This is a genomic window from Nonomuraea sp. NPDC050547 (assembly GCF_044457345.1).
Lineage (GTDB): Bacteria > Actinomycetota > Actinomycetes > Streptosporangiales > Streptosporangiaceae > Nonomuraea.
The window spans coordinates 45947-71357 of sequence record NZ_JBITGW010000008.1 but is presented as its reverse complement, the minus strand read 5'-3'; the positions used below and the strand labels follow the sequence as shown (position 1 = coordinate 71357).

Here is a 25411-nt window from a genome sequence, read left to right as displayed (position 1 = left end):
CATGCGCAGAACCGCCGAGGAGGCCGCGGAAACCCGCCGATCCCTGCTGGTCGCGGCCCTGGCGGAGTTCGCCGAACGCGGCTTCGCGACGGCGACACTGAACGGCATCGCCGCGCGGGCGGGACTCACGCGCGGCGCCCTCTACCACCACTTCACCGACAAGGCCACGCTCTGCCTGGCGGCGATCAACGAGCTGTGGGCCGAGTCGGCGACGCCCGTCTGGAGCAGGCTCGACGGCCCGGAACCGCCCGTCGAGCGGGTCGGCGGCTTCCTCGTGGCGTTCTTCACCGCACTGGAGGAGGACACGACGTTCCGCCAGGTCTACGCGCTGTCGATGCGCAGCGCCGAGGGCGTGCCCGAGCTGGAGAAGGGCCTGCACGACAAGCAGGTCGTCATGGAGGGCTGGCGGCGGCAGCTGTCCGGGCTGCTGAGCACCGCCGAGCTGCGGCCCGGCGTCAGCCCGGACACCGCGGCGCTCGCGATCATCACCTCGGCCAACGGCACCGCGGCCACCTGGCTGGCCTGCCCCACGCTGTTCTCGCCCGCGAGGGAGGCGAGGGCGCTCACCGACGCGATCGTGCACGGCATTAGCAACTGAGGTTGACTAAGGCGAAATTAGTCAACTACGGTTGCTCATGTTCCTTCAGGGTGCGCGAGGCCGGCATCGGCGTGCCCGAAATCCCTTATCTGAGGACGATGAATGAAACGGGTAGCTGCTGTGCTCGCCGCGCTCGCGGTGGGAACCGGGACGCTGACCGGCGTCTCCCACGCCGACGACACCCTCGGCCGCTTCTACGGGCAGGAGGTCACGTGGACCGCCTGCGCAGACACCGCCCTGGACCAGGCGGGCGCCCAGTGCGCCCAGGTCGAGGTGCCTTTGGACTACTCCGCGCCGCGGGGCCGTACCCTCAAGATCGCGATCTCCAGGATCAAGGCGAGCGACACCGCGCGGCGGCGCGGGATCATGCTCTCCAACCCCGGCGGGCCGGGCGGGGCGGGACTGCACTTCATGCTGTACGTGCGCGGCGGCCTGACCCCCGAGGTCGCCTCACGCTACGACCTGATCGGCATGGACCCGCGGGGCGTCGGGCGCAGCGCGGCGATCGACTGCGACTGGCCCGTCGGGCACATGCTCTGGTCGGCCGGGCTCACCAGGCGGGACTTCCGCGACGCCGTACGGACTCAGGAAGATCTCGCGCGGCGGTGCGAACAGAAGGAGGGTGACCGGATCGCCCACATCACCACCCGCAACACCGCGCGCGACATGGACGTCATCCGCGGCGCCCTCGGCGAGCCCAAGACCTCCTACCTGGGCTTCTCCTACGGCACCTACCTCGGCGCGGTCTACACGCAGATGTTCCCGCGGCGCGCCGACCGGATCGTGCTGGACAGCGCGGTCGATCCCGCTTCCTACATGGCCGAGTCGATCAGGAAGCAGGGGCCGGTCAACGAGGCCGCGCTCGACGACTGGGCCGCCTGGACCGCGGCCCGCGACGCCGACTACGGCCTCGGCACGACCGGCGCGCAGGTGAGGGCCCGGGTCGAGGGCCTGGTCGGGCAGGCGGCCAGGTCGCCCATCCGGATCGGCACGCACCGGCTGGACGCGCGGTTCCTGCCGATGACGCTGTTCACGCTGCTGCAGGACGCCCGCTACAACGGCCACCTGGCGGCGCGGGTCCGGCAGATCGCCGACGCGGCCGAGGGCAAGCCCGTCCAGCCGACCGCGGACTTCGACCAAGAACTGCGTCTGCACCTCAACGGCGAGCCGCAGGACCTCTCCAGCCAGGGGGCGGTGATCTGCGGTGACACGGCCGCGCCGCGGAATCCGGAACGGCACTGGCGCGACATCCGGCGCAGCCGGGCCACGCAGCCGGTGTTCGGGGCCTATGCGAACAACATCACGGCGTGCGCCTTCTGGCGGACGCCGCTGGAGCCGCGGACCGTGGTGCGCAACGACGTGCCCGCGCTGATCGTGCAGGCCACGCAGGACACCAGGACCGTCTACCAGGAAGGGGTGGCGCTGCGGCGGGCCATGTCGGGCTCGCGGCTGGTCACGCTGCGGGACGTGCGCATGCACGGGATCCTGGGCCGGCTGCGGAACGCCTGCGTGGAGGAGGCGGTCAACACCTACTTCCGCGACGGCGTCCTGCCCGCAGCCGACCTCACCTGCCGTGCCTAGGAGTCGCCCTCGAACAGGCTCGTGACGCTGCCGTCGCTGAAGACCTCGGTGATCGCGCGGGCGATCAGCGGGGCGATGGACAGCACGGTCAGCTTGTCGAAGAGCTGGTGCTCGCGCAGCGGCAGCGTGTTGGTCACGATGACCTCGGAGATGCGCGAGTTCTTCAGCCGGTCGACGGCCGGGTCGGAGAAGACGGCGTGGGTGGCCGCCACGATCACGTCGGTGGCCCCCTGCTCGTAGAGGGCGTCGGCGGCCTTGCAGATGGTGCCGGCCGTGTCGATCATGTCGTCGATCAGCACACAGGTACGGCCGCGCACCTTGCCGACCACCTCGTTGACCTTCACCTGGTTGGCCACGTCGAGGTCGCGGCGCTTGTGGATGAAGGCCATCGGGGTGCCGAGCGTGTCCGCCCAGCGCTCCGACAGCCGCACGCGGCCCGTGTCGGGCGAGACGATCGTGGTGTTCTCCAGGTCGAGCTTGTCCTTGAGGTAGCGCTCAAGGACGGGCATGGCGAACAGGTGGTCCACCGGGCCGTCGAAGAAGCCCTGGATCTGCGAGGTGTGCAGGTCGATCGACATCAGCCGGTCGGCGCCCGCGGTCTTGAACATGTCGGCCATCAGGCGGGCGGTGATCGGCTCGCGGCCGCGGCCCTTCTTGTCCTGGCGGGCGTAGCCGAAGAACGGCATGACCACGGTGATGCGCTTGGCGGAGGCCCGCTTCAGCGCGTCGACCATGATGAGCTGTTCCATGATCCACTTGTTGATGGGCGCGGTGTGGCTCTGGATGACGAAGGCGTCGCAGCCGCGTACCGACTCCAGGTAGCGGGCGTAGATCTCGCCGTTGGCGAAGTCGTGGAGCTTGGTCGGGGTGAGCGACACGCCGACGTTGTTGGCCACTTCCTCTGCCAGCTCCGGGTAGGCCCGGCCGGAGAAGAGCATCAGCTCTTTCTCACCTGGCTGCTTGATGCTGGTCACGTGCCACTCTCCCGCTGCTCTTGCTCGGCCAGCGCCCTTTCGGCGGCCGCGGCCGATTTCGTGCCCGCGCGCCTGCGCAAGACCCATTTCTCGATGTTGCGCTGCCGCGCTCTCGCCACCCCGATCGCTCCGGGTGGCACGTCGCCGTCGATGACGGACCCGGCGGCCGTGTAGGCGCCGTCTCCGACCGTCACCGGGGCGACGAGCATGCTGTCACACCCCACGAACGCGCCGTCGCGCACGGTGGTGCGATGTTTGTTCACGCCGTCGTAGTTGACGAAGATCACCGCTGCGCCGATGTTCACGTCGTCGCCGATCGTGGCATCGCCCGCGTACGACAGGTGCGGCACCTTGGAACGTTCGCCGACCTGGGTGTTCTTCATCTCCACGAACGTCCCGGCCTTGGACTTGCGGCCGAGGACGGTGCCGGGGCGCAGGTAGGCGTACGGGCCGACGCTGGCGTCGGGGCCGATCTCGGCGCTGTCGCAGACCGCGTTGCGCACGACGGCGCCGGGGCCGACGGTGGTGTCGGTGAGCGTGGTGGCCGGGCCGATCTCGGCGCCCTCCCCCACGACGGTCTCGCCGTGGAGCTGGGTTCCGGGGTGGATCACGGTGTCGGGCGCCAGCCGTACCTGGACGTCGACCCAGGTGGAGGCGGGGTCGACGACGGTGACGCCGCCGCGCATGTGGGATTCGAGCACGCGCTGGTTGAGCACCTTGCGCACGAACGCCAGCTGCACGCGGTCGTTGACGCCCTCGACCTCGACGTAGTCGGCGGCGACGTGCGCGCCGACGCGGTGGCCGTCCTCGCGCAGGATCGACAGCACGTCGGTGAGGTACTCCTCGCCCTGCGCGTTGTCCGTCGACACCCGCTTGACCGCGTCGGCCAGCAGGAGGCCGTCGAAGGCGTAGATGCCGGAGTTCATCTCGTCGATGGCGCGCTGGTCGCCGGTGGCGTCCTTGTGCTCGACGATCTGCAGAACGGCGCCGGACTCGTCGCGGACGATCCGCCCGTACCCGGTCGGGTCGGGCACCCGCGCGGTCAGCACGGTGACGGCGTTGCCGTCGTCGGCGTGCTTGGCGAGCAGCGCGGCGAGCGTCTCGGTGCGCAGCAGCGGCACGTCGCCGTACGTGACCAGGACCGTGCCATTGATCGTGCCCGTCTCCTCCAGCACCGTGCGGACGGCGTGGCCGGTCCCGCGCTGCTCGCGCTGCACGACGGCGCGCGCGTCAGGGCTGGTCTCGGCGAGATGGGCGCCGACGCGCTCGCGCGCATGGCCGATGACGACGATCAGCCGCTCGGGTTTCAGGTCGCGGGCGGCCGCGAGCATGTGGTCGACCAAGGCGCGGCCGCACACCTCGTGGAGGACTTTCGGGGTCTGGCTCTTCATCCGGGTGCCCTCGCCTGCGGCGAGGACGATGACGGCTGCCGGGCGCGGCACACTCACGGACTGAGGCTCCCTGTGGCTGGACGGATCAGGGCTGCTGGTACGGCTACCGCACCGCTACCCTCCCGACACGCTGAGGATACCTGCCTGTGCCACACATGCTTCATCCCGCCCACCGCGGGGGCGTCGAACCTGGTCAGTGCTGCTCCCGGGGGAGGATTCGAACCTCCGTTAGCAGAACCAAAATCTGCGGTCTTGCCCCTAGACGACCCGGGATTGGGCTTTTGTCCGTTTACCGAACTTCGTGATCAGACCCAAGGATAGCGAGATCTGGACCCGCGACGTGATCCAGCATCGACCCCGAGCCCAGCCTTCAATCTCGCGATAGAGCCAGATCGAGCGGCGAACGTCGACACGCAGGCACCCATGATAGTCGTCGCCCGGGTTGTGACGGACCGTCTTGGGGTTGTGCCGCTTCAGAGTCGGGCGCCTGAACCGGTCCGCCCCACAACCTGTCACCGCCCGCCAGAAAGCAGTCGCAGCCTCGGCGTCCGCGCTCTCGTGGATCATCAGCCGGAACGCCAGATCGGCCGGGTCCGCTCCGGCCCCTCGCGCCAAGGCCCTCGTCGTTGCGCCTGCGGGACTCCTCGTATCGGCCGGCTCCCGAAGGTAAATAGACAGTCTTAGGGCTTCCTTACTTACGACAGCGTAGGTTACGTTTGCGTAGCCAGGACATTCTCCCCATACACGTCGTGAGAGGTAGCCCATGACCGTTGTTGCCGAGCGTTCCGCTCCCGGTCCCAAGCCGGACGCCGATCCGGAGCCCAGGACCAAGGTCGAGCTTCTGACCTTCGGCCTGGTGGTGGGCCTGCCGCTGGTCGCCATCGCGGCCGCGGTGCCGTTCGCGTGGGGGTGGGGGCTCGGCTGGACGGACGTGGCGATCGCCTTCGTCTTCTACATCGTCTCCGGCCTCGGCGTCACCGTCGGCCTGCACCGCTACTTCACCCACGGCTCGTTCAAGGCCAAGCGCCCGCTGAAGATCGCGCTCGGCATCGCGGGCAGCCTGTCGCTCGAGATGTCCGTGCTCGACTGGGTGGCCACCCACCGCAAGCACCACAAGTTCTCCGACAAGGAAGGCGACCCGCACTCGCCGTGGCGCTTCGGCCCCGGCTTCAAGTCGCTGACGAAGGGCCTGCTCTACGCCCACATGGGCTGGATGTTCGACGCGGAGCGGACCAACCGGGAGAAGTTCGCCCCCGACCTGGTCAAGGACGACGACGTTGTCAAGCTGCACAAGTGGTTCGGGGCGCTGGCCGTCACCTCGATCTTCCTGCCGGGCATCCTCGGCGGCCTGCTCACCTGGTCCTGGCAGGGCGCGCTGACCGCGCTGTTCTGGGGCTCGCTGGTCCGTATCGGCCTGCTGCACCACGTCACCTGGTCGATCAACTCCATCTGCCACGTGTTCGGCGAGGAGGAGTTCCAGGTACGCGACAAGTCGCGCAACGTCTGGTGGCTGGCGATCCCGTCCTTCGGCGAGTCGTGGCACAACCTGCACCATTCGGACCCCACCTGCGCCCGTCACGGCGCGCTCAAGGGGCAGATCGACCTCAGCGCCGGCCTGATCCGGATCTTCGAGAAGCTGGGCTGGGTCCACGACGTACGCTGGCCGACCCCCGAGCGCCTGGCGGCGAAGCGCATTGCCTGAGGCGACCGCTGTGTCGGCGGGCACTGCAATTATGGAGAATGTGACCACCGAACCCCGATCTCGCAGACGCATGTCAGGAAGAGAACGCCGAGAGCAGCTGATTCGCATCAGCCGCACGCTCTTCGCCGAGAAGGGGTTCGACGGGACCTCTATCGAGGAGATCGCGGCCACCGCCCAGGTCTCCAAGCCGGTCGTGTACGAGCACTTCGGCGGCAAGGAGGGCGTCTACGCGGTCGTCGTGGACCGGGAGATGCAGAAGCTCCTGGGCATGATCACCTCGGGCCTGTCGGCGTCCCACTCCCTGATCAAGCTGGAGCGGGCGGCGCTGGCGCTGCTGCAGTACATCGAGGAGAGCAGCGAGGGGTTCCGCATCCTGGTGCGCGACTCCCACGCCGCCTCGGGCACGGGCACGTTCGCCAGCCTGATCAGCGAGATCGCCAGCCAGGTGGAGGACGTGCTCGCCGACGAGTTCGCCGGCCGGGGCTACGACCCGAAGCTCGCCCCCATGTACGCGCAGATGCTGGTCGGCATGGTGGCACTCACCGGCCAGTGGTGGCTCGACGTGCGCAAGCCGGGGCGCGAGGAGGTCGCCGCGCACCTGGTCAACCTGGCCTGGAACGGCCTGACCGGGCTCAACCCCCAGCCGCGCATCACCGCCGCCACCCGCGAGGGCGCCGATCTCGCGGTCACCGCACCGCCGCGGGCCAGCGAGAAGGAGCTGCGCGAGCTGGAGAAGCAGCGCGAGCGCGAGGCCAAGGAGGCCGAGAAGCTCCGTCAGCGCGAGCTGAAGGAGGCGGAGAAGGCCAGGCTGCGCGAGCTCAAGGAGCGTGAACGGCTGCTCAAGGAAGCGGAGAAGGCACGTGAACGGGAGGACAAGCTGCGTCAGCGCGAGGCGCGGCTGGCGGAGCGGGCGGCCAAATTGGGCCAGGGCGACCAGTCAGAGTAAGCCGTTGAGACGTCGTTAACGTTCTGTTCAATCAAACAGGGCATATTGCTCATATGTCCGCGGAACCGTTGCACCCAGGAAACGACTTGCCCTTGCCCCAGGAGCGGTTCCTCAACCGTGAGGAGAGCTGGCTTCAGTTCAACCAACGGGTGCTGGAACTGGCCGAAGACGACTCGCTGCCCCTTCTGGAGCGGGTGCGCTTCCTCGCGATCTTCGCGAGCAACCTGGATGAGTTCTTCCGGGTACGCGTGGCGGGTCTCAAGCGGCGTATGGCCACCGGCCTGCTGCTGCGGACCAAGAGCGGCCTGAAGCCCCGCGAAGAACTGGCCCGGATCGCCACGATCGCCGGCGACCTGGCCAAACGGCATGCGGCGGGCTTCCACGAGCGGATCAGCCCGCAGCTCGCCGGCGAGGGCATCGAGATCGTCCGCTGGGACGACCTGGGCCGCGAGGAACGCACCGAGCTGCGCAAGCTGTTCCGCGAACGCATCCGCCCCGTGCTCACCCCGCTGGCGGTGGACCCCGCCCACCCTTTTCCCTATATTTCCGGCCTGAGCCTCAACCTTGCCGTCGTGGTGCGGAATCCGACCAACGGTCACACGGTCTTCGCCCGGGTCAAGGTCCCGTCCCAGTTGCCGAGGTTCGTCACCGCCTCGAAGGATCGCTTCGTCCCGCTTGAGGATGTGATCGCCGCCCATCTCGGCCAGTTGTTCAAGGGCATGGAGATCGTCCAGCACCACGTCTTCCGCGTCACCCGCAACGAGGACCTCGACGTCGACGAGGACGTCACCGAGAACCTCATGCAGGCGCTGGAGAAGGAACTGCTCAAGCGCCGCTTCGGCCCGCCGGTCCGGCTGGAGGTCGAGGACACGATCACCGCCGAGGTGCTCGACCTGCTCGTCGAGGAACTGGGCGTGGCGCCGCACGAGATCTACCGCGTCGCCGGCCCGCTCGACCTGACCGGCCTGCACGCCATCGCCGACCTGGACCGCGGCGAGCTCAGCTACCGGCCGTTCGTGCCGGCGGAAGCCGTACACGCCGATGACGACGTCTTCTCCGTGCTGCGCGAGCGCGACGTGCTCCTGCACCACCCCTACGACTCCTTCGCCACCAGCGTGCAGCGTTTCATCGAGGAGGCGGCGGCCGACCCGCGCGTCCTGGCGATCAAGCAGACCCTCTACCGCACCAGCGGCGACTCGCCCATCGTCGACGCGCTCATCGACGCGGCCGAGGCCGGCAAGCAGGTCGTCGTGGTCGTGGAGATCAAGGCCCGCTTCGACGAGCACGCCAACATCTCCTGGGCCCGCAAGCTGGAGCGCGCCGGCTGTCACGTGGTCTACGGCGTCGTGGGCCTGAAGACCCACTGCAAACTCGCCCTCGTCGTACGGCAGGAGCCGTCCGGAGAGCTACGCCGCTACTGCCACATCGGAACCGGCAACTACAACCCCAAGACCGCCAGGCACTACGAGGACTTCGGCCTCCTGACCTCCGACCCGCTGGTCGGTGAGGACGTCACGGACCTGTTCATCCACCTGACCGGCTACTCCAACCACTCCGCCTACCGCCGCCTGCTGGTCGCCCCGCACTCGCTGCGTGGCGGCCTGCTGGCCAGGATCGAGCGGGAGATCGCCCACCAGCAGGCCGGGCGCCCCGCCAGGATCCGGATCAAGACGAACTCGCTGGTCGACGAGCCCCTGATCGACGCCCTCTACCGGGCCTCGCGCGCGGGCGTGCCGGTGGACCTGTGGGTACGCGGCATCTGCATCCTGCGTCCGGGCATCCCCGACCTGTCGGAGAACATCCGCGTACGCTCCATCCTCGGCCGGTTCCTGGAGCACTCGCGGGTCTACGAGTTCGGGCTCGGCCGCCGTCCCGAGGTGTGGGTGGGCAGCGCCGACCTCATGCGCCGCAACCTGGACCGCCGGGTCGAGGCCTTGGTCAAGGTGACCGGGCAGCAGCACAAGGCGTACCTCATCGAGCTGATGGACCTGGCCATGGCCGACACCACCAACGCGTGGTGGCTGAAGGCCGACGGCACCTGGGTCCGGCACCAGGGTGAAGACCTGCAGACCCACCTCATCGGCACCCGCCGCTGGAGAACCGTTGATGACTGAGATCTTCCGGGCCGCCGGCGCCGTGGTGTGGCGGGGCGACGCGGAGAACCCCGAAGTGGCGCTGATCCACCGTGATCGTTACAACGACTGGACCTTCCCCAAAGGCAAGCTGAAGACCGGCGAGCACATGATCGCCGCCGCGGTCCGCGAGGTGCGCGAGGAGACGGGCATCACCGCGCAGCTGGGCCGCGCCCTGCCGCCGATCCACTACCTGTTCAAGGGCCGGCTGAAACGCGTCGACTACTGGGCCGCCCAGGTGGCCGACGAAGTGCCGTTCGTACCGAATGACGAGGTCGACGCCCTGGAGTGGATGCCGATCGCCGAGGCGCGCACCCGCCTCACCTACTCCTGGGACGGCGGCCTCCTGCACGCGCTGACCGCCGTGCCCCTGCGCACCGTCCCCCTTGTCCTGGTACGGCATGGCGCCGCTGGATCCCGGCAGAACTGGAAGGGCGACGACGACCTGCGCCCGCTGGAGGCGGAGGGCTACGTCCAGGCGGTCACGCTCGCCCAGGTGCTGCCCGCCTACCGCCCCGAGGTGCTGCTCAGCTCGCCGAGCCTGCGCTGCGTGCAGACGATGGAGGCCTTCTCCACCGCCATCGCGACCGATCCGCTGCTCAGCGAGCGGCACCAGGACGCCGACAAGACGCCCGCGCTGGTGAACGGCATCACCGTGCCCGCCACCGCCTGCAGCCACGGGAAGGTGCTGCCACACCTGATCTCCGCGCTCAGCGGCGTCGACGTCCACCTGCGCAAGGGCGCCTTCGCCGTCCTGCACCGGGCTGGGACCAGGACGGTCAGCGTCGAACGCTATTCCACGTGACGGGCAGCTTCGCGAAGCCCTGGGTCAGCCGGCCGGTGTTCACCTCCAGCTCTGGCAGCGGGACGGCGAGCCGTAGGCCCTCGAAGCGCTGGAAGAGGCGGCTGAAGACCGCCTCCAGCTCGACCCTGGCCAGGGTGGCGCCGAGGCAGAAGCGCGGGCCGTACCCGAAGCCGAGGTGCGGGTCGCCGGGTTTGCGATGCAGGTCGAAGACGTCGGGGTCGGAGAAGACCTGTTCGTCGCGGTTGGCGGCGTCGGTGGAGATCAGTACCGCTTCGCCCTTGCGGATGGTCAGCCCGCCGTACTCGACGTCCTCGCGGGCCCAGCGGGGGATGCCGTGCAGGCTGGGCACGGCCATGCGCAGGATCTCCTCGACCGCCGCGGGCGCCAGCGACGGATCCGCCTCCAGCTCGGCGAGCTGGTCGGGACGCTCAAGCAGGAGCAGCACGCCGTAGTCGATGCGGCCGACGGTCGTCTCGTGCCCGGCGAACAGCAGGCCGCCGGCGAGCCGGGCGACCGTACCGTCGTCGTCGATCACACCGGCGAGATCGGTCAGCACGTCCTCGCCCGGCTCGCGGCGCTTTCGCTCGATCAGCCCGGCCATGTACGCGCCCATCTCGGCGCGGGCCGCCTCGCCCTTGACCGCGTCGTCGATGTCGCCCATGCGGATGGAGACCTCGCCGAAGTAGTCCCTGTCCTCGAACGGCACGCCGAGCAACTGGCAGATCACCAGCACCGGCAGCGGGAAGGACAGCTCGGCGTGCAGGTCGGCGGGTGGCGTCAGGCCGGCCAGGTGGTCCAGGCGCTCGTCGACCAGCGTTCCGACGTGGTCGGCCAGTGCCTTCATCCGGCGGGCGGAGAACGACGGCTGGAACAACCGCCGCATCCGCTCGTGGTCGGCCTTCTCGGTGGCGTGGTCGCCCGACGGGCCGCCCAGGAGCGCCGAGCCGGAGATGCGCGGGGCCTTCTCCGGCTCGGGGTGCGAGCGGCCCAGAAGCGGCTCGGCGAACAGTTTGCGGGCGTCCTCATAGCCGCTGACCAGCCAGACTTCATCGCCGGTCCGGGTGCGGACCTTGGCTATGCCCTGCTGTAGTCGTAGCTCGCGGTAGGCGGCGGGAACGTCCAGAGGTGTGGTGCGCTCGAACGGGATGACGGGGAGCTCACTCATAGGATCTTTCTAACAGCCTCCACCGTCTTCTCCCAGACCGCCGGGAACTCGGCGTGTGCCCGCTCGGCGGTGCTCTTCTCCATGCCGATCAGCAGACCGTAGGTGAAGGTGTCCTCGCCCGCGTGCCGCGCGCTCTCGGCCTCCTTGGCGAGCGTCTCCTGCGCCACCACGCCGTCCTGGTAGAGCCCCAGAATCTCCTGTACGGCCTCCGCGTGCTTGGCCAGCTTCTTCATCCCGAGCGCCTCGGCCGTGTAGCGGGCGCGCTTGGCCGCCTTGCGCACGTCGTGCATGGCGATCTCGCGGCGTTCCTCGTCCTCGATGGCCTGCGCGTGGTCGTAGGCGTCGGTGACCCGCTTCCAGTTCTTGGCCGCGACACCCTGGAGCGTCGCCTCGGCCGGTCTGCCCGCGGGCTTGGCCAGCTCGGGCTCGGCCACAAGCGCGTCGAGGCCGTCGAGCAGCGTGTAGTAGCGGTCGCCGCTCAGCGCCTCCCTGATCCGGTTGTAGGAGTCCTGCTCGCGCTTGAGCAGGTCCTCGCCCAGGCGTTCCTGGATGGGTCCGTGGATCAGTTCCGGGGCCAGCGAACGCAGGAGGCCGGCGAACCTGGCTCTGGTCACCTCCAGGTCGCGGGCCTCGCCGAGGACCGTTCCCAGCCAGCGCAGCTCGTCCTGGAGGTGCTCGGTGCCGGTGACGATGCTCTTGAACGCCTTCAGGGCACTGCGCATGCGCCTGGCTGCCACGCGGGCCTGGTGAACGGCGTCGTCCTCGGCCCGCCGTACCCTGGGATCCTGCGACAGCAGCGCGCTGACCTGGCTGTCGAGATAGTCCATGACGACCTCGCCCGCGGAGCCCGCCTTGGCGGGCCCGCCGGGACGGGGCGGCCGGTCGAGCAGCCGCGCGAGCTTGCTGGACGACTCGGCCGGCGTGGCGCCCGCCTTCATGAGACGTTTGCCCACCTTGGCGAGCAGCGCCTGGTCGCCTTCGAGCAGTTCCGCCTCGACCTCGCGCCAGCGCTCCACGCGCGGCTCGTCGCCGAACACGGTGCCCTTGACCCGATCGTCGGCGATCTCCACCAGCGGGCTGCCGTCGACGGAGACGACCGTGACGTTTCTGCGGGTGTCCAGCTCGGCGACGGGCACGAGCTCCGCGCCCCGGGTGAAGGCGCGCACCAGGTTCTCCAGCGGCGCCGGGACGACCTTGGTGCTGCGCGTCAGCGGGTGGGTGATCTCCTGGCGCGCCCCCTTGGCTTTGGGGAGTTTCAGATGCCAGCCGGGATCGGAGCCGCCTCGCCTGCGCCGCAACGTGATCCCGCGGGCCGCCAGCCGCAGGTCGGGAGTGTCGTAATAGAGCGCGACGAGCTGATAGCTCTTCGGCCCGTCCACGTCACCGATCTTGCTCAGGTCCGGGATGGCGTAATCGTCGGCGACGTCGAACTTGTCTTCGATCTCGATGCCCACAGCACCTCGCAAGTGTCCGATTTCGGAACATCATGCCACTGGAAGGTTAACTTCACACGACCTGCAGAAGCTCGATTCTGTTCCCCACGGGGTCGGTGACGTAGACGCGGCGATACCCGGGGAAGAGCAGGTCCACCTCGCCTTCGGGCAGTTCGTCCACCAGGAACGCGGGATGGGCCTTCCTGGCCGGGCGGAAGTCCTCCTCGATGCCGAGGTGCACCTCCACGCCGTCGCCTCGGAACCAGGCGCCGCCGCGCTTGGCCAGTTCCGGCGGCTTCGGCACCTCGGTGAGACCGAGGAAGCCGGAATAGAACTCCCTGAGCTGCGGCTCGCTGCCCTTCGGCGCCGCGAGCTGGACGTGGTGCATGGCGATGAGCTTCACGCGTGCGCCACCTCTTTGCTGGCCACTACGAAGATGCGCCGGAAGGGGAAGGCGGTGCCGTACTCCTTGCGAGGATATGCCGCATCGAAGAGCTTTTTGAGGTCCCGTTTGAAGGAGGTCTGCTCGCCGGGGTTGAGCCGGTCGAGAACTGGACGCAGGGCGGTGCCGGAAACCCAGGTCAGCACGGCGTCCTCGCCCTGGAGCAACTGGACGTAGGTGGTCTCCCAGGCGTCGACGCGGGCGCCCATGGCGCTGAGCAGTTCCATGTACTCCACGGCCGTGGAGACCGGCGCGCCACGGTCGAACTCGCCGAGCTTGTCGCGCCAGGTGTCGCTGCGGCAGAGTTCGCGGATCAGCACGTGGCTGGGCGCGTCGAAGTTGCCCGGCACCTGGAAGGCCAGCCAGCCGCCGTCGGCGAGCGCGTCGACCCAGTGTCCGAGCAGGTCGCGGTGGGTGGGCACCCACTGGAGCACCGCGTTGGAGACCAGGACGTCGACCGGCCGGTCGGGACGCCACAGGGTGACGTCGGCCACGGTGAACCTGCCGCCGGTCTCGCGGGCCTTGGCGATCATCGCGGGCGAGGAGTCGAACCCCTCGACCGTCGCCTCCGGCCAGCGTTCGGCCAGCGCCATGGTGAGCTCGCCGGTGCCGCAACCGGCATCTACGACATACTGTGGTGCGTCGGCCTGGATTCTGGCGGTCAACTCGAAGAACGGCCGTGACCGCTCGTCGGCGTAGCGTTCGTACGTTGACGGGTCCCAGATATCTCTCGACATAGAGATATTTGATATCGAGATATGTATCTCGATGTCAAGACAGTACACTGCATCCATGACGGATGCGCACGAGTCCCTTGACGAGGTCGACCGGCTGGTCGCCGCCTGGCGGACCGAGCGGCCCGACCTCGACGTCGAACCCCTCCAGGTGCTCTCCCGCGTCTCCCGCCTAGCCAAGCACCTCGACCGGGCCCGCCGGGCCGCCTTTGCCGAGCACGACCTCGAACCATGGGAGTTCGACGTGCTGACGGCACTACGGCGAGCGGGCAAACCCTACGAACTGTCCCCCGGCGCCCTCCTGCGCGCCACGCTGGTGACGTCGGGCACGATGACCAACCGCATCGACCGCCTGGCCCAGGCCGGCCTCGTCCGCCGCCGCCCCGACCCGGAAGACCGGCGCGGCGTGCTCGTCTCGTTGACGGACACGGGACTGCAGCGGGTGGACTCGGCGTTCTCCGGACTGCTACGCCGCGAACACGACCTCCTCGCCGGCCTCGACGAGCCCGACCAGCGCACCCTCGCCGCCCTCCTCCGCACCCTCCTCGCCCCGTTCGACGCAGGTTCCTCCAACTGACGCTTTATGCCGTTACGGCGCTCTACGGTCGCGGCGCTCTACGGTTGTCGTGCTCTGCGGTTGTCACGCTCTGCGGTTGTCGTGCTCTGAGGTTGTCGTGCTCTGCGGTTGTGGCCGCCTTTAGGGTTACGGCTAGCGCCGGGCCGCCCGCACCGCCGTCGTGGGCGCGCGACCGTCGAGCGCCGGTCGTGAAGGCTCACGAGGTTCCCGCCGCAACGACTCCGCCCTTGCCCACCCCAGGCCAACGGCACACCGGGTATCTCGGCCCCACTGCACGCGGGCCCACCCACGCTTTTCAGGCGCCGCCGCGGCGAGACGCGGTACGGCGGAGCCCGGCGCCCCTCTACGGCGCTCAGCCCACCCGGGTGTCCCTGCTACCCGGCCCTACCCGGCACGGTCGGCGACGCCACCCGGCCACGCGGCATCACCCGGCCACGCGGCATCACCCGGCGATGTTGGCCACCTGGGGGCGTTGGTAAGTCCGGGGTGGGTTGCTCGCCGAGGCGGTCGGCGGCTACTCGCCGAGGCGGTCGGCGGTTTCCAGCCATTCGGCTTCGATGGTGTCCTTCTGGGTTTGGATGTCCCTCAGCTGGGCGTCCAGCGAGCCGAGCCGCTCGTAGTCGCTGGCCGCCGCCGCCATCTGTTCGTGAAGCTTGGCCTCCTGGCCGGTCAGCTTGTCCAGCTGGCGCTCCAGGCGGCTCAGTTCCTTGCGGAGTTCGCGTTCTTCCTTGGCCGACGGGCCCGAAGGGGTGGTGGCCGGCGAAGGGGTGGCTGGAGCCGTACCGGACGGGGCGGGGGTGGAGGCGAGGCGGGCGGTCAGGGCGGTGCCGGCCGCGCGGCGCTCCAGGTATTCGTCCACGCCGCCGGGCAGCATCGACAGCCTGCCGTCGCCGAGCAGCGCCACGCAGCGGTCGGCGACGCGCTCCAGGAAGTAGCGGTCGTGGCTGACCAGGATCAGCGTGCCGGGCCAGCCGTCGAGCAGGTCTTCGAGCTCGTTGAGCGTCTCGATGTCGAGGTCGTTGGTGGGCTCGTCGAGCAGCAGCACGTTGGGATCGTCCATGAGCAGGCGCAGCAACTGCAGCCGCCGCCGCTCCCCACCCGACAGCTCGCCGACGACCTTCCACTGCGCCTCGCCCTTGAAGCCGAGGCGTTCGAGCAGCTGGGAGGCGGTCCACTCGCGCTTGCCGACCTGGATGTACTTGCGGATCTCCTCGACCGTCTCCAGCACGCGGCGCGTCGGGTCCAGCTCGGTCAGTTCCTGCGACAGGTGTGCCAGGCGGACCGTCCTGCCGCGCACCACGCGGCCCGTGTCCGGCTGGACCGTGTCCGCGAGCAGCCGCAGCACCGACGACTTACCGGAGCCGTTGACCCCGATCAGCCCGATCCGGTCACCCGGCCCGAACTGCCACGTGCACGCGTCGAGCACCATCGGCCCGCTGCCGGGGCCTCCGGCGTGGAGGGTGACGTCTTCGAGGTCGTACACGGTCTTGCCCAGCCGCGCCGTCGCGAACTTCACCAGCTCCACGCTCTCCCGCGCGGGCGGCTCGTTGGCGATCAGCGCCTGCGCGGCGTCGACGCGGAACTTCGGCTTCGAGGTACGCGCGGGCGGGCCCCGCCGCAGCCAGGCGATCTCCTTGCGCATGAGGTTCTGGCGGCGTTCCTCGGCGGCTTGGGCGATGCGCGCCCGCTCGGCCTTGGCCAGGACGTACGCCGCGTAACCACCCTCATAACGCTCGACCTTGCCGTCGACGACCTCCCACGTCCGCGTGGAGACGGCGTCGAGGAACCACCGGTCGTGCGTCACCACCACGAGCGCGCTCTTACGCGTCGCCAGGTGCCCGGCCAGCCAGGCGATCGCCTCGATGTCCAGGTGGTTCGTGGGCTCGTCGAGCATGATCAGCTCGTGTTCGTCGATGAGCAGCTTGGCCAGCGCCGTACGCCGCCGCTCCCCACCCGACAACTCCGACGCCTTGGACTCCAGGTCAAGGTCACCGATCAGATTGGCCAGAATCTCCCGTACACCCTGGTCACCGGCCCACTCATGCTCAGCCCGCCCACCCAGCACGGTCTCGCGCACACTCAGCCCGGGATCCAACGTGTCCTGCTGCGACAGGACACCGATCCGCAGGCCCCGGTTGTGCGTGACCCGGCCGCTGTCCGGTTTGACCTCACCGGAGATCACCGCCAGCAGGGTGGTCTTGCCACCGCCGTTACGTCCGACCACCCCGATCCGCTCACCGGCCTCCACCCCGAGGGAGAGATCGCTGAGCAACGGCTTGGGGCCGTAGGCATGGGAAACAGACTCAAGATTGACCAGATTCATGGCCGTCCCAGCGTACTGGCAACCCAACGCCACCCCATCCACCCTCCAACCCACCCACCGCGCCGAATCCTTCACAGGCCCACAACCTTGCGAGACGGCCGAACCGACGCGGTGCCCCCCGCCGCCGGTCGCCCCGCCGCCGGTCGCCCCGCCGCCGGTCGCCCTGGCCACGGTGTTCTGCCGCGTGGCCGAGGTGCCCGTGTCTGCCCTGGTCAGGTTGTGTCGTGCCCGACCGGGGTGTACCTGTGTCTTCGGGGGTCAAGGGCGGAGTTGTTACGGCGAGTGCCACGTGAGCCCTCACGGCCATCGCTCGACAGACGTCCACCGGGTACGGCGGGGCGGGTGGGCGGCGGAGCCGTAACGGATGGAGAGCCCGAACGCACAGCGGATCCGTAGCGGATAGCAAGCCCCGACGCGCAGTTGCTCGGACGGAACGTTCGGAGGCCGAGGGCGGAGTTAGATCAGGTGGGCTCCGGGGGCGGGGCCTGTGGTGGGTGCGGCGGTTTGGCAGACGGCGGAGGCGGTGAGGGAGATGGCCAGGTCGCGGGCGTGGTCGGCGTCCGCCGCCAGGAACGCGCAGGTCGGTCCGGAGCCGGAGACGATGGCGCCCAGCGCGCCGAGGTCGCGGCCGGTTTCCAGGGTGCGGGCCAGGCTGCGGCGCAGCATGAGGGCGGCGGGCTGCAGGTCGTTGGTCAGGACGGTGCCCAGGGCCCGCGCGTCGCCGGTGCGCAGGGCGGTCAGCAGGGGTTCGCTGACCTGGGGCCATCCGACCGCCTCGCCGGTGGCCTCGCGCAGGCGGTCGCACTCGGCATACACCTTCGCCGTCGACAGGCCGCCGTCGGCGATGGCGAAGACCCAGTGGAAGGTTCCGCTCGTCTCCAGGCCGGTCAGCTGCTCGCCTCGGCCGGTGCCCACCGCCGTGCCGCCGAGCAGGGAGAACGGTACGTCGCTGCCCAGGTCCGCGGCGATCTCCATGAGGTCCTCGGGCGGCAGGCCGAGCCCCCACAGCTCGTTGCACGCCACCAGCGCGCCCGCGGCGTCGGCGCTGCCTCCGGCCATCCCGCCCGCCACCGGGATCGCCTTCCTGATGACGAGTTCGACGCCATAGCTGCGGCCCGCGTGCTTGGCCAGCGCGCGGGCGGCCTGGATGGCCAGGTTGCCGTCGTCGAGCGGCACCTGGTCGGCCCATTCGCCCACGACGCTGACCTTGACCAGTTCCGACTCCCTGGCCTCGACCTCGTCGAAGATCGATACGGCGTGGAAGACGTTCACGAGGTCGTGGTAGCCGTCGTCACGCAAGGGCCCGACGGAAAGCTGCACATTGACTTTGGCGGGCACCCGTACGGTCACCGAACTCATCGATCTGCTGCCACTTTCATCGCCTCGGAGTCAGGACCCTCGATGGTAGCGGGCCCCCGGCCGCCCCACGCCCCATCCCGAACCCGCACGTCACCCCGGCCACACCTTTCATCCGGAGATGATGCATCGTAGGCAGATGACGTTGATTTCGGTTATCGAGGTGCCGCAGTGGCGGTCGTCGGGATCCCGTACGGCGGAGCGCCTCGTCGAAGGGGCCAGGCTGCTGGCCGAGATGGTGCCCGGCGGGGACCGGGTGCGGGTCGAGGTGGCGGAAGGCTCCACTCCCGCTGAACTCGCGGTCACCGCCTCCCGGGTCCGTGCCGCGCGAGCCGGTGCCCAGGGCTTCCCTGTGACGCTGGGCGGTGACTGCGGGGTCGACCTCGAGCCGATCGCCGCGGCCGTGCGCCGGTACGGGGAACGGCTGGTGGTGCTGTGGTTCGACGCCCACGGGGACCTGAACACGCCCGATACCTCTCCTTCCGGGGCCTTTCACGGGATGGTGCTGCGGGCGCTCACCGGCGAGGGGCATCGTGAACTGCTGCCCGAGGTGAGCCTGGATCCTCGGCGGATCGTCCTCGCCGGGGCGCGGGACCTGGACGCGGCCGAGGCGGCGTTCATCGAGGAGCGCGGGGTTCGTCACCTTCGTGTCGAGGATCTGGCCGGTGCGGATGCTCTTCTGGACGGGGTTTCGCGGGCCGGTGACGGGGAGGTCGCCGTCTACATTCACATCGATCTGGATGTGCTGGATCCTGGGGAGTTCGCTTCGGTGGGGGCACCGGCTCGGGGCGGGTTGGGGGCTGGGCAGTTGCTGGGGCTGGTGGAGGCTGTGACCGGCCGGTTCGAGATCGCCGGGCTCGGGATCACCGAGTACGAGCCCAACGACCCCGACGATCAGGCCACCCTGACACCCCTGGTCTCCGCCCTGGTCAAGACCTGCACCCAAACCCGCTGACCCGACCCCACCCCGACCCCACCCCGAGCCCGCCAACCGCCGAGGCGGACAGCATGCCGGTGGGCCCCAGCCTGGCGAGGGCCCGGGGAGGGAGTGGGCCGAGGTCGAGCGGTAAGGACTGACGCAGGGGTGTGGAGAGGGTCCGGTGCCACGACCCAGGCTTGTGGACGAGAGCCGTGGCACCAAAGCCAGGCGGGGGCCGTGGAGCCGGGCGGACACCCAATGCCAGGCCGGGGCGTGGCGCCAAGCGGACGCCCGGAGCCAGGCGAGGAGCCGTGGAGCCGGGCGGACACCCAGAGCCAAGCCAGGGGCCGTGGAGCCAAGCGGGGTTGTTGGGTGGGTTAGCCGGGGCGGACGGCGCCTCGGTAGGTGGAGCGGTAGTAGGACGACTTCAGGAACTGGGTTTTCCTGACCACGTCGCCGGTCTTGGGGGCGTGGATCATGATGCCGTCGCCCAGGTAGAGGCCCACGTGAGTGGGGTCGCCGTTGCCGCCGCCGAAGAAGACCAGGTCTCCCTTGCGCAGGTCGGACAGCGCCACCCGGCGGCCCTGGCGGAACTGGGTGCCGGTGTAGTGGCCCAGGGTCACGCCTGCCTTCGACCACGCGTAGAGGGTGAGGCCGCTGCAGTCGAAGCCGACGGTGTTCGCGCCTTTGCCGATGCCTCGGGTGGGGCCGGAGGGAGCGCCTCCGCCCCAGGAGAACGGGGTGCCCAGCCTTGCCAGGGCGGCTGTGGCGGCGGCTTCGCCCTTGGTGGGTCTGGGGTTCTTCTTCGTGCTCGGGGTGGGGCGTTCAGGGTCGGGCGCCGGGGTGGGCTTGACGGTGATGATCCGTTCGAGCTTGGGGGTGGTCCACCACGGATGGGGAGGGTGGGAGCGTGACGGCGCAGGTTTGGCGAGTGCGCCGTCACGGCCGATGGAGGTTGGACGCTCCAACCGGGTGCAGGCCGCTGCCGGGAGGGTGATCACTCGCTTCACCTCGCGGGAGCCGGGACTCCGGGAAGGTGCCGCGGATTCTTGGCCGGGCGGCCGCGGGACGACCAGGTGTGCGTAGGCGGCCGGGATGGTGATGACCACCTGGCACTCGGCGGTCGGCGCGGGGACCGTGCTCAGCGTGGCCAGGAAGCCGCCGCCGAGGGTGAGCCACATCATGGTGTTCTCCTGGGCTGGATCGGATGGGAGGCCCAGGATCGTGCGGATCGGGTGGCGGTTTTGGCGGCGAACGCGGTTCTGGGGATGGGGACGCGGGGTCACGCGCGTGGTTGTGGACAACGCCGTGCCAGACCTGGCCGTACGCCTACGCGGACCCGCACGCCAACGCGGAACCCCGCCCAGCCGTACGCCTACGCGATTCCGCCCCGCCGTACACCTACGCGGACGCCCGGCGGGCTACAGGGCGTGAGGTCAGGGGGTGTTCTCGGCGATGCGGGTGAAGGCGGTAATGTCGAGTTGTTCACCTCGGGCCGAGGGGTCGACGCCGGCCGCGCGCAGGGCGGTTTCGGCGGCGGACGGGCTGCCGGCCCACGTTGACAGGGCGGCGCGGAGGGTCTTGCGGCGCTGGGCGAAGGCGGCGTCGATGACGGCGAACACCTGCTCACGCGTGGCGGTGGTCGCGGGCGGGTCCCTGCGGATCAGGGAGACGAGGCCGGAGTCCACGTTGGGGACGGGCCAGAACACGGTACGGCCCACCGGGCCCGCCCTGCGCACGTCGGCGTACCAGGCGGCCTTGACGGACGGCACGCCGTACACCTTGGAGCCGGGCGGCGCGGCGAGCCGGTCGGCCACTTCGGACTGGACCATTACCAGCGACTTGCGCAGCGACGGCAGCGACTCCAGCAGGTGGAGCACGACGGGGACGGCCACGTTGTAGGGCAGGTTCGCCACCAGCGCGGTCGGCACGTGTCCGGCCAGGTCGCCGGGGCCGATCCGCAGCGCGTCGGCGCCCACCACGGTCAGCTTTTCGGACAGGCCGCGGCCTGCCACCGTCTCCGGAAGTTGCGCGGCGAGGACCGGGTCGATCTCCACCGCGACGACGTGCTCGGCCGCCGCGAGCAGCGCCAGCGTCAACGAACCCAGCCCCGGCCCCACCTCGATCACGACGTCGTCCGGCGCGACCTCGGCCACCCGGACGATGCGGCGGACGGTGCCGCCGTCGATCACGAAGTTCTGCCCGAGTCGCTTTGTCGGACGAAGATCGAGCTTCTCCGCCAAATTACGTATTTCTATCGGGCCTAGCAGGTCCATCATCCAACTAGTCTCCCGCACCGAAGAACCTGAGATAGCGGACGGGGGGCACCACAGGGGAGGATGGCGTGAAAGACGAAGGGACATCCCTGATGGAGCCAACGGGCGCCGCGCCGCTTCGCCCCGCGGATCCCCGGGAAATCGGCCCTTACCGGCTGCTGGGGCGGCTCGGCGAGGGCGGCATGGGCACGGTTTTCCTGGCACGGGCGCCAGGCGGGCGATTTGTCGCGCTCAAGGTGGTGAAGTCGGAGTTTGCGAACCAGGAGGGGTTCGCGGCCCGCTTCCACGCGGAAGTGGACAACGCCCGGCGGGTCGCCTCATTCTGCACCGCCCAGGTTCTGGACAACGGCAACAGCGACGAAGGCCGTCCCTACATGGTCACGGAATTCATCGCGGGCACTCCTTTGTCCGAGCAGATCGCGAGATTCGGCGCGCTGGAGGCCGGACCACTCCACGGCGTCGCCCTCGGCGTGGCCGCCGCCCTGGCCGCCATCCACGTCGCCGGGCTCGTGCACCGCGACCTCAAGCCCGCCAACGTCATCCTCAGCCTCTCCGGTCCCCGCGTGATCGACTTCGGCATCGCCCGCGCCCTCGACCGCGAGACCGGCTTCACCCTCTCCGGCGAACTCCTCGGCAGCCCCGGCTGGTGGGCCCCCGAGCAGGTACGCGGCGAACAGGTCACCCCCGCCGCCGACATCTTCTCCTGGGGCTGCCTGGTCGCCTACGCCGGAAGCGGCCGCCACCCGTTCGGGCGCGGCGACGTGATCACGCTGGCCACCCGCGTCCTGAACGGGCCGCCGGAGATCGGCACGCTGCCCGCGCCTCTCGACGATCTGGTACGGCGCGCCACCGCCATGGACCCCGCCCAGCGCCCCACCGCCCAGGACCTCCTCCTCGCCCTGGTCAGCGGCGGCGCCCCGGCACCGGCGGCCGACCCGCCCACGCTGGCGGGCACCGAGTTGCTGCGCGGCTGGCAGCCGCCGCAGAACGTCGTGGACAGCCCGGACATCACCTCCACCTTCTCGATCACCCCCACCCCGCCCCCCAGACTCCCCCTCACCGCCACCCAGGCCCCCACCACCCCGGCCCGCGCCGCGGCGACGCCGGAGACCTACCCGGCGGACCAGAGCACGCCCGTACCGACGGGCCAGACCTTCCGTGACCTCGACCGGCCGGAGGAGCTCCTCCCACCGGTCGAGTACGCCACCGCTCCCCCGGCCGGCTACGTCCCCGACCGCCCCAGGACAAGAGGCACCCGCTGGCTGATCGCGGCGGCGGCGGCCGTACTGGCGCTGGCGCTGACGACGGGTGTGCTGATCTGGCAGGGCTCGCGCAACAGCCCCGCGGTCCAGAACACCCCGCAAGCGGGCGAGCCCGCCGTCACCGACGTGGGCCGCAGGTTCCAGCTCAGCGACGCCTTCGACGGCCCGCAGCTGATCATCGCGACCGCCCCCGAGTGCGGCGTGGCCGGATACCAGGGCGCCACCCCCGCCAACGGCCGGCTCTGCCTGCTGCGCTGGACCCTGCTGAACCCCGGCGGCGAGCTCACCACGGTCGGCACCCCGGCCCTCACCCTGATCGACGACAGGAACGGCCGTCACGATCCGCTGCCGGTCTCCTCCCAGCTCCCTGCCGCGCTGACGGCGGGCGGACGGTTCGACGGGGTGTTCGTGTTCGACCTGCCGCCGGTCAGGAAGGCGGCGCGGCTGTCCGGCACGATGTTCACCGGCGGCAAGCAGATCGAGGTGCGACTGTCATGATCGTCCGGACCATCCTCACGCTCGCCCTCGCCGCCCTGGCCATCTCCCCCGCCCATGCGGCGACGCCGACGGCCTGCAACAACCAGAGCGACTTCGACGGCGACGGCCAGGACGACGCCGCCGTCGGCGACCCGTTCGCCAACGGCGGCAAGGGCGCGGTACACCTGCTCTCCGGCACCAAGGTGGTCAGCCTCCCCCTGCCGTCCCTGGGTGACGGCGACGCGTTCGGCTGGTCGGTGAAGCTGGCCAGGGTCAACGCGGACGCCTGCGCCGACCTGGTGGTGGGCGCGCCGTACGCGGATGTGCAGGGCGTGCGCGACGCGGGCGCGGTCCACATCCTGTACGGCGGAGCCGCCACGCGACCCCAGCTCCTCACCGCCCCGCAACCCCAGCAGGACGCCCATTTCGGCTGGTCCCTGGCCGCCCACGGCAACCTCCTGGCCATAGGCGCACCCCACGAGAACGAAGCCCAGATCGCCGACACCGGATCCGTCTACATCAAGTCCGGCAGCCAACCCCTTAAGCGGATAAGTCAGGAATCGTCCGAAGTCCCCGGCAACGGCGAAGTCGGCGACCAGTTCGGATACTCGGTGGCCCTGTCCAAGGATCGGGCGTTGTTCGTCGGCGTGCCGTACGAGAACGACGACGGGGCGGGCCGCCAGGTCGGCGCCGGCAAGATCCACTCAGGCCAGGTCACCATCATCACGGACGCCACCGCGCCGACCCTCCAGGGCCAGAAGTGGGACTCCCCCACCAAGAAGGCCGGCGACCGGTTCGGCTACGCGGTCGCCTACACCGACGGCGTGGGCCTCGCGGTGAGCGCCCCCGGCCCCGGCTACGTGCAGCTCTACACCCCGGCGCTGCGCCCGGTCAGGACCATCCGCCAGGGCACGCAGGGCTTCGGCTACTCGCTGGCGATCTCGCCCGACGGCCGACTGGCCGCGGGCAGCCCGTACGGCGGGGGCGTCCTGCTCACCTCGTTCCAGTCCTCCGGCCAGGACCGGCGCCTGAACCTGGACGGCCGGGCCTTGGCCTTCAGCGGCAACCGCCTGCTGGCCGGCCAGCCCGACGCGGGCCGCGCGGGCCAGGTCGCCGTCCTGGGCCGCAACACCGAGGAGGTCCAGCGCGCCGAGCCCCCGGCCGGCGCCGACTTCGGCTCCAGCGTCACCGGCTGAACCCCCACGAACAGCAGGGAGGGCGTTGAAGGCATCAAGGCCACTGGCCGTGGCAGCGGTCATGTCCCTGCTGGTCACGGCCTGCACCACGCCGGACGGCGACCATCGCCCGGCGGCCGACTGCGCCAAGGCGAGCCCCCGGGACGTGGACGGCGACGGCCACGACGACCTGGTGGTGGGCGACACCGAACAGTGGCGAGCCGGTCCGGGCGCGCTGTACCTGATCAGCGCGGGCAAGGTGACCAGGCTCCCGGCCCCCGACAAGGACGCCAGGGGCCTGGGCGCCGCCGTGGGCATGGGCGACGTGGACGGCGACGGCTGCGCGGACGTGGTGGCGGGAGCCCCGTACACCGACGTGCGGGGCAACCAGGCCGCGGGCGCCGTCTACATCCTGTACGGCGGCCAGAAGAGGCCCCCCGGAAAGCTGGTCGCGCCAGACCCGAAACCAGGGGCCGGGTTCGGCGAGTCCCTGGCCGTCCGCGGCGACCAGATCGCCGTCGGCGCCCCGCATGACGACGCCGACGGCGTCACCGCCTCCGGCTCCGTACATCTGGCCGGCAAGGGCACGATCCACCGCACGATCACCCAGAACTCACCCGGCATCCCGGGCACCGGCGAACCGTACGACCGGTTCGGCACCGCCCTGGCCCTGGGCCCGGACGCGGTCCTGGTGGGCACGCCGTACGACAGGACGGCGACGCTCGTCGGCGAGCGCGCGATCAGGCTCCAGCCGCCGAAGAGCTGCCGCAACTACGCCGCCGCCGTCGCCTATCACCAGGGCTACGTCGTCAGCGGTTGCGGCCAGGTCAGGCTCTACGCCGACGACGGCACCCCCAGGTCCCACCTCACCAGGAAGGCGAACCCCACCCTGCTGACGGCCTCGCCCCAGGGCTACGCGGCGGTGTGGAGCGACGGCGCCTGGCAGGTGCCGCCCGGAGAGGCCCGCCCCTGGCAGCAGCCGGAGCCCTGGTCGGCGGCCCTCACGGAGACGAGCCTGGCCGTCGGCATGCCGACGGCCAGTCCGGGCGGCGCCGTCGCTGTCCTGGACCTCAAATCCGGAAATATCCAGACCTATCGGGTTCCGGGCAGCACCCAGTTCGGCGACGCCATCTCCGGCTGAGC

At 70.1% G+C, this 25411-nt stretch carries 21 protein-coding genes and 1 tRNA gene; 11 read left to right on the top strand and 11 right to left on the bottom strand.

Features of this window, described 5'->3' with window-relative positions; genetic code table 11:
• The first annotated feature begins 1 nt into the window (after nt 1).
• On the top strand, nt 2-598 hold the full coding sequence (locus ACIBHY_RS20925; protein WP_397307497.1) for a TetR family transcriptional regulator: 597 nt from the start codon (nt 2-4) through the stop codon (nt 596-598).
• A 102-nt stretch (nt 599-700) separates the two neighbouring features.
• Entirely contained in the window at nt 701-2179 is a 1479-nt protein-coding gene (locus ACIBHY_RS20920; protein ID WP_397307496.1) for an alpha/beta fold hydrolase, read from the top strand.
• Here the strand turns inward: ACIBHY_RS20920 and ACIBHY_RS20915 are convergent.
• From ACIBHY_RS20915 to ACIBHY_RS20905, 3 genes are all read right to left on the bottom strand, one after another.
• Complete coding sequence (locus ACIBHY_RS20915) at nt 2176-3153, bottom strand: ribose-phosphate diphosphokinase (protein WP_184967496.1); 978 nt, start codon at nt 3151-3153, stop codon at nt 2176-2178. The two genes, ACIBHY_RS20920 and ACIBHY_RS20915, sit on opposite strands and share 4 nt — an antisense overlap.
• Nucleotides 3150-4601: a bifunctional UDP-N-acetylglucosamine diphosphorylase/glucosamine-1-phosphate N-acetyltransferase GlmU gene (gene glmU, locus ACIBHY_RS20910; RefSeq protein WP_397251793.1), complete on the bottom strand. Its 1452-nt coding sequence runs from the start codon at nt 4599-4601 to the stop codon at nt 3150-3152. Before glmU ends, ACIBHY_RS20915 begins: the two co-directional genes overlap by 4 nt.
• 145 nt (nt 4602-4746) lie before the next feature.
• Nucleotides 4747-4817, bottom strand: a tRNA-Gln gene (locus ACIBHY_RS20905).
• Nucleotides 4818-5307: 490 nt separating this feature from the next.
• Here ACIBHY_RS20905 and ACIBHY_RS20900 point away from each other — a divergent pair.
• From ACIBHY_RS20900 to ACIBHY_RS20885, 4 genes are all read left to right on the top strand, one after another.
• Nucleotides 5308-6246 carry an acyl-CoA desaturase gene (locus ACIBHY_RS20900; protein ID WP_397251794.1) on the top strand — a complete coding sequence of 313 codons (939 nt, stop codon included), beginning with the start codon at nt 5308-5310 and terminating at the stop codon, nt 6244-6246.
• A 70-nt stretch (nt 6247-6316) separates the two neighbouring features.
• On the top strand, nt 6317-7192 hold the full coding sequence (locus ACIBHY_RS20895) for a TetR family transcriptional regulator (protein ID WP_397251795.1): 876 nt from the start codon (nt 6317-6319) through the stop codon (nt 7190-7192).
• 53 nt (nt 7193-7245) lie between these two features.
• On the top strand, nt 7246-9306 hold the full coding sequence (locus tag ACIBHY_RS20890) for an RNA degradosome polyphosphate kinase (RefSeq protein ID WP_397251796.1): 2061 nt from the start codon (nt 7246-7248) through the stop codon (nt 9304-9306).
• Complete coding sequence (locus ACIBHY_RS20885; protein WP_397307495.1) at nt 9299-10129, top strand: NUDIX domain-containing protein; 831 nt, start codon at nt 9299-9301, stop codon at nt 10127-10129. Before ACIBHY_RS20890 ends, ACIBHY_RS20885 begins: the two co-directional genes overlap by 8 nt.
• Here ACIBHY_RS20885 and ACIBHY_RS20880 read toward each other — a convergent pair.
• The 4 genes from ACIBHY_RS20880 to ACIBHY_RS20865 are packed head-to-tail and all read right to left on the bottom strand — an operon-like array spanning nt 10104 to nt 13906.
• A complete protein-coding gene (locus ACIBHY_RS20880; RefSeq protein WP_397307494.1) occupies nt 10104-11294 on the bottom strand; it encodes a cytochrome P450 in 1191 nt (396 codons plus the stop codon). The genes ACIBHY_RS20885 and ACIBHY_RS20880 overlap by 26 nt on opposite strands.
• Nucleotides 11291-12748, bottom strand: a complete 1458-nt coding sequence (locus ACIBHY_RS20875) for a CHAD domain-containing protein (protein ID WP_397307493.1) — start codon at nt 12746-12748, stop codon at nt 11291-11293. The genes ACIBHY_RS20880 and ACIBHY_RS20875 overlap by 4 nt, the downstream gene beginning before the upstream one ends.
• Before the next feature lie 52 nt (nt 12749-12800).
• The gene (locus tag ACIBHY_RS20870) at nt 12801-13130 is read right to left on the bottom strand and encodes a glyoxalase (protein WP_397251800.1); all 330 of its coding nucleotides are present in this window, start codon (nt 13128-13130) and stop codon (nt 12801-12803) included.
• Complete coding sequence (locus tag ACIBHY_RS20865; RefSeq protein ID WP_397251801.1) at nt 13127-13906, bottom strand: trans-aconitate 2-methyltransferase; 780 nt, start codon at nt 13904-13906, stop codon at nt 13127-13129. Before ACIBHY_RS20865 ends, ACIBHY_RS20870 begins: the two co-directional genes overlap by 4 nt.
• 55 nt (nt 13907-13961) lie before the next feature.
• On the opposite strand from ACIBHY_RS20865, the gene ACIBHY_RS20860 reads away from it, so the two are divergent.
• Nucleotides 13962-14480, top strand: a complete 519-nt coding sequence (locus tag ACIBHY_RS20860) for a MarR family winged helix-turn-helix transcriptional regulator (protein ID WP_397251802.1) — start codon at nt 13962-13964, stop codon at nt 14478-14480.
• 514 nt (nt 14481-14994) lie between these two features.
• Here ACIBHY_RS20860 and ACIBHY_RS20855 read toward each other — a convergent pair.
• Both ACIBHY_RS20855 and ACIBHY_RS20850 read right to left on the bottom strand, forming a co-directional pair.
• Nucleotides 14995-16803 (bottom strand): ABC-F family ATP-binding cassette domain-containing protein, encoded by a 1809-nt coding sequence (locus ACIBHY_RS20855; protein ID WP_397251803.1) that lies wholly within the window; start codon nt 16801-16803, stop codon nt 14995-14997.
• 456 nt (nt 16804-17259) lie between these two features.
• Entirely contained in the window at nt 17260-18162 is a 903-nt protein-coding gene (locus ACIBHY_RS20850) for a 4-(cytidine 5'-diphospho)-2-C-methyl-D-erythritol kinase (protein WP_397307492.1), read from the bottom strand.
• 136 nt (nt 18163-18298) lie between these two features.
• Between ACIBHY_RS20850 and ACIBHY_RS20845 the strand changes: the two genes are divergently transcribed.
• On the top strand, nt 18299-19114 hold the full coding sequence (locus ACIBHY_RS20845) for an arginase family protein (RefSeq protein ID WP_397307491.1): 816 nt from the start codon (nt 18299-18301) through the stop codon (nt 19112-19114).
• Nucleotides 19115-19455: 341 nt separating this feature from the next.
• On the opposite strand, the gene ACIBHY_RS20840 is transcribed toward ACIBHY_RS20845, so the two are convergent.
• Both ACIBHY_RS20840 and rsmA read right to left on the bottom strand, forming a co-directional pair.
• The gene (locus ACIBHY_RS20840; RefSeq protein ID WP_397307490.1) at nt 19456-20262 is read right to left on the bottom strand and encodes an NlpC/P60 family protein; all 807 of its coding nucleotides are present in this window, start codon (nt 20260-20262) and stop codon (nt 19456-19458) included.
• 252 nt (nt 20263-20514) lie between these two features.
• On the bottom strand, nt 20515-21354 hold the full coding sequence (gene rsmA / locus ACIBHY_RS20835) for a 16S rRNA (adenine(1518)-N(6)/adenine(1519)-N(6))-dimethyltransferase RsmA (RefSeq protein WP_397307637.1): 840 nt from the start codon (nt 21352-21354) through the stop codon (nt 20515-20517).
• Nucleotides 21355-21446: 92 nt separating this feature from the next.
• On the opposite strand from rsmA, the gene ACIBHY_RS20830 reads away from it, so the two are divergent.
• The 3 genes from ACIBHY_RS20830 (at nt 21447) to ACIBHY_RS20820 (ending at nt 25409) form a co-directional block, all read left to right on the top strand.
• Complete coding sequence (locus ACIBHY_RS20830; protein ID WP_397307489.1) at nt 21447-23114, top strand: serine/threonine-protein kinase; 1668 nt, start codon at nt 21447-21449, stop codon at nt 23112-23114.
• On the top strand, nt 23111-24289 hold the full coding sequence (locus ACIBHY_RS20825) for a hypothetical protein (RefSeq protein ID WP_397307488.1): 1179 nt from the start codon (nt 23111-23113) through the stop codon (nt 24287-24289). The genes ACIBHY_RS20830 and ACIBHY_RS20825 overlap by 4 nt, the downstream gene beginning before the upstream one ends.
• 61 nt (nt 24290-24350) lie before the next feature.
• A complete protein-coding gene (locus tag ACIBHY_RS20820) occupies nt 24351-25409 on the top strand; it encodes an FG-GAP-like repeat-containing protein (protein ID WP_397307487.1) in 1059 nt (352 codons plus the stop codon).
• The last annotated feature ends 2 nt before the right edge of the window (nt 25410-25411 follow it).